The following is a 3581-nucleotide window of genomic DNA, read 5'->3' as shown; positions in this document are numbered from 1 at the left end:
GTATAGGTGCGGACGGCCGGTTGGTGCTCGTCGGGCAGCTCCTTGAAGCTGTCGAGCGTCAACGGCGTCGGCAGCGCGGACACGTCGGTGCCGGACCTTGGCAGCACGATCTTGACGTAGGAGTCGGTGAACTCGACGGGTTTGAAGGTCTCGAAGCCGCCACCCAATACGACCCTGACCATGTGCGGCGTCAGCTGCTCGCTGCGTACCACTTCGAATGTGTGGATCGGACGCCCTGCCACAGTCACCTCATAACGATCGTCAGTTTGCGTCTTCGACTATACGAGCGACCCGGGCTGAGTGGCCGCCTACCGTACGACCACCCCCTGCCGCCTACTTCTTGGAGCGCAAGCCCCAACGCCCCTCGCGACGGACCACCAGACCGGCGAGTTCCATGGACGCGAGCGGACCAAGCAGCTGGGTGGCAGGCAGTCCGGCGGCCACCGCGATCTGATCAACGCTGCGGAATCCACGTGCGGGCAGCGCGTCGTACGTCCGCAGTTCGGCCTCACTCAATTCGTCCAGTGGTGAGGTGGGCCGCTCGGGTTCCGATGCGAGTTCACCTGCCGCTCCGACGAATTCGACGACTTCGTCGACGCGGGTCACGAGGAAGGCGCCATCCCTGATCAGCACGTGGCAGCCGGCCGATGCCGAGGACGTGACCGGTCCCGGCACCGCGCACACCGGCCGCCCGAGGGCTCTCGCCCACGAGGCGGTGTTGGCGGCGCCACTCCGCAGGCCCGCCTCCACCACGACCGTAGCTCCGGATAGCGCGGCCACCAGCCGGTTGCGCGTCAGGAACCGATGACGGGCGGGCCGGATCCCCGGCGGGTACTCGCTGACGAGCAGTCCCTTCTCTGCAACGCGCCGCAACATCGCCGAGTGCGCGGCCGGATAGGGTACGTCCACCCCGCCCGCGAGCACCGCGACGGTGAGCCCGTCCGCGCCGAGTGCCGCTCGATGCGCCATCCCGTCGATGCCGAAGGCGCCACCGGACACGATCGCGACGTCGCGTTCCGCGAGACCGGCACTCAGATCGGCCGCAATCCGTTCGCCGTAGGAAGTCGACGCCCTCGTCCCGACGATCGAACATGCGCGTTCGGTGACATCGGCGAGCGAGTCCTCACCGACGACCCACAGCACCAACGGGGAGTCCCGGGACGACCGTTCGAGCGGAACACCGCGAAAGGACGTGAACGCGAGCAACGGCCACTCAGCGTCGGCTGGGGTGACCAGGCGACCACCCAGTCTGGCCAGGACATCCAGGTCATCTGCTGCGCAGTCGAATTCGCGTCGCGCTTCGGTGATCCTGGCGAGTTCTGCGGTGACCTTGCCGCGCTTGACGCAGTCGGCGGCCTCGACGGGCCCACGTGCTGCCACCAAGGCGCCCAGTTCGCGCGACGGTGGTTCTACTACCCGGGATAGGTACGCCCAGGCCAGGGCTTCTTCGTCCATCACGCACCCACCTGACGGAAGCTGAGCGCGGTGTTCACGTCGTCCAATACCGGTGACGTGCGTCCCGCCAGGTCGGCGAGCGTCCACGCGACCCGCATGGTCCGATCGAGTCCGCGGATGCTCAGCGCCCCCCGATCGAGAGCCGCCCGCAGCGGCTCCATGACATCGCGTGGCGGCCGAAACCGTCGACGGAGAAGGGCGCCGCTAACCTCGGCATTGGTGCGGACACCGTGCGGAGCCCACCGCGCCGCGGCGGCGGCACGCGCTTCCGCCACCCGTTCGCGGACAGTGGCGGTGGACTCTCCGTCGACCGCGTTGATCGCCGCGGACCTGGCGCGATGCAGCTCGACGCGAAGGTCGACGCGGTCCATCAGAGGCCCGGACAGCTTTCCCAGGTACCGGCGTTTTGCCGCCGCGGGGCAGATGCAGTCGCTCGGATTGGCCGGTGCGCACGGGCACGGGTTGGCGGCGAGGACGAGCTGGAACCTCGCGGGGTAACAAGCGACACCGTCACGCCTGGCGAGACGAATCTCACCGTCTTCCAACGGTGTTCGCAGCGCCTCGAGCACACTGGAACCTATCTCCGCGCATTCGTCGAGGAACAACACCCCGCGATGCGCACGGCTGACCGCGCCGGGGCGTGCCATCCCCGAGCCGCCGCCGACCAACGCCGCGACGGTGGAGCTGTGATGTGGAGCGACGAATATCGGCCGGGTGATGAGCGGGGTGCCGCCCGACAGAAGGCCCGCGACCGAGTGAATGGCTGTCACCTCGAGGGATTCGGCGTGGGTGAGCGGCGGCAGTAGACCCGGGAGGCGTTGTGCCAGCATGGTCTTGCCCACCCCAGGAGGGCCGGTCAGCATGAGGTGGTGCGCACCTGCGGCAGCGACCTCGACGGCGAACCTCGCATGCGCCTGTCCGACGACGTCGGCGAGATCTGCTATCTGCTCCGGCAGTGACGGTGCGTCGATGATCCGGTCGTCGAGTGGCCCCTTGCCGTCCAACCAGGCCTGCAACTGCCGCAGAGTCCGCACGCCCGATACCTCGATGCCGTCGACGAGACTGGCCTCGGCGAGGTTGTCGATCGGCACGACGACAGTCGGCCAGCCTTCCCGTTTGGCGGCCAGCACCGCGGGCAGCACTCCCTTGACCGGCCGGACGCGTCCGTCGAGCGCCAATTCACCAAGCAGGACGGTCTTGTCCAGACGTGCCCACGACTTCTCTTCATGCGCCGAGAGCACCGCGACCGAGAGGGCGATGTCATAGACCGAACCCATCTTCGGCAGAGTTGCGGGTGACAGCGCCAGGGTCAGCCGCGCCATCGGCCAGGTGTTGCCGCAGTTGGTGATCGCCGCCCGAACCCGATCGCGAGCCTCCTGCAGCGCGGCGTCGGGAAGCCCAACGAGGTGCACGCCTGGTAGTCCCGAGGTGATGTCCGCCTCGATCTCGACGATCGCACCGTCCACCCCGCGCACCGCCACCGAATACGCCCGCCCCAGCGTCATCACCCCACCCCCTGCAGATGGGTGATCTCAGGCGTCGGACCGCGACCGATGCGCACGCCGACGACGTCGATGCGCACCTGCGCCCAACTGGTGTCCTGGCCTGCGAGCCACAGCCCCGCAAGTCTGCGCAACCGCCGCACCTTCTGCGGTGTCACCGCCTGCGCGACGCCACCGTACAGATCGGTGGTCCGCGTCTTCACCTCGACGAACACCACCACCCGCGCCGCGGTGTCCGCGGCGATCACGTCCAGCTCCCCGTATCGGCAGCGCCAGTTGCGAACCAGCACCTGCAGTCCACTCGCAGTCAGATGCTCGACCGCCAATTGTTCACCGAGCGCGCCGATCTGCGCACGACTCCATGTCTCCGTCATGGCCACATCGTGCGACCGTGCGGCGACAATTCAGATCGGGCGCGGCAGGTCTATCCACAGTCGCGGGTTCATCCACAGCCATCACGCGAATGGCTCGCGTCACTCTCCGCGACCTACGCGACTGCCCTTGGGTAGTGCAGTTCGAAGAGCGCGCGATGGTCGTTGACGAACTCCTCGACGGTGACCAGAGGTTGGCCGACGATGTTGCGTGCGGTGTCGTCGACGCCGGCCAGGAGGCCCTCTTGTTGGT

Annotated in this window: 4 protein-coding genes; all 4 read right to left on the bottom strand. The window is 67.9% G+C overall.

What is annotated here, in order from left to right; translation table 11 throughout:
* Positions 1–242: siderophore-interacting protein (locus tag ACRDUX_RS00925; protein WP_526410120.1), on the bottom strand; the 242-nt coding region annotated here is incomplete at its 3' end.
* Between the two features lie 91 nt (positions 243–333).
* On the bottom strand, positions 334–1458 hold the full coding sequence (gene dprA, locus ACRDUX_RS00920) for a DNA-processing protein DprA (protein ID WP_526410118.1): 1125 nt from the start codon (positions 1456–1458) through the stop codon (positions 334–336).
* Positions 1455–2960, bottom strand: a complete 1506-nt coding sequence (locus ACRDUX_RS00915; RefSeq protein WP_526410116.1) for a YifB family Mg chelatase-like AAA ATPase — start codon at positions 2958–2960, stop codon at positions 1455–1457. The genes dprA and ACRDUX_RS00915 overlap by 4 nt, the downstream gene beginning before the upstream one ends.
* On the bottom strand, positions 2960–3331 hold the full coding sequence (locus ACRDUX_RS00910; RefSeq protein ID WP_526410114.1) for a YraN family protein: 372 nt from the start codon (positions 3329–3331) through the stop codon (positions 2960–2962). Before ACRDUX_RS00910 ends, ACRDUX_RS00915 begins: the two co-directional genes overlap by 1 nt.
* Positions 3332–3581 lie beyond the last annotated feature (250 nt).

It is taken from the genome of Mycobacterium sp. (genome assembly GCF_050701675.1).
In the GTDB taxonomy this organism is placed as follows: Bacteria; Actinomycetota; Actinomycetes; order Mycobacteriales; family Mycobacteriaceae; genus Mycobacterium.
Note: the sequence above shows the minus strand (reverse complement) of the source record. Positions and strands in the feature narration are given on the sequence as shown.

Excerpts from the sequence above, each read along its gene's own strand:
- ACRDUX_RS00915 (WP_526410116.1), bottom strand. The coding sequence starts at position 2,960 with ATGACGCTGGGGCGGGCGTATTCGGTGGCGGTGCGCGGGGTGGACGGT.
- ACRDUX_RS00910 (WP_526410114.1), bottom strand. The coding sequence starts at position 3,331 with ATGACGGAGACATGGAGTCGTGCGCAGATCGGCGCGCTCGGTGAACAA.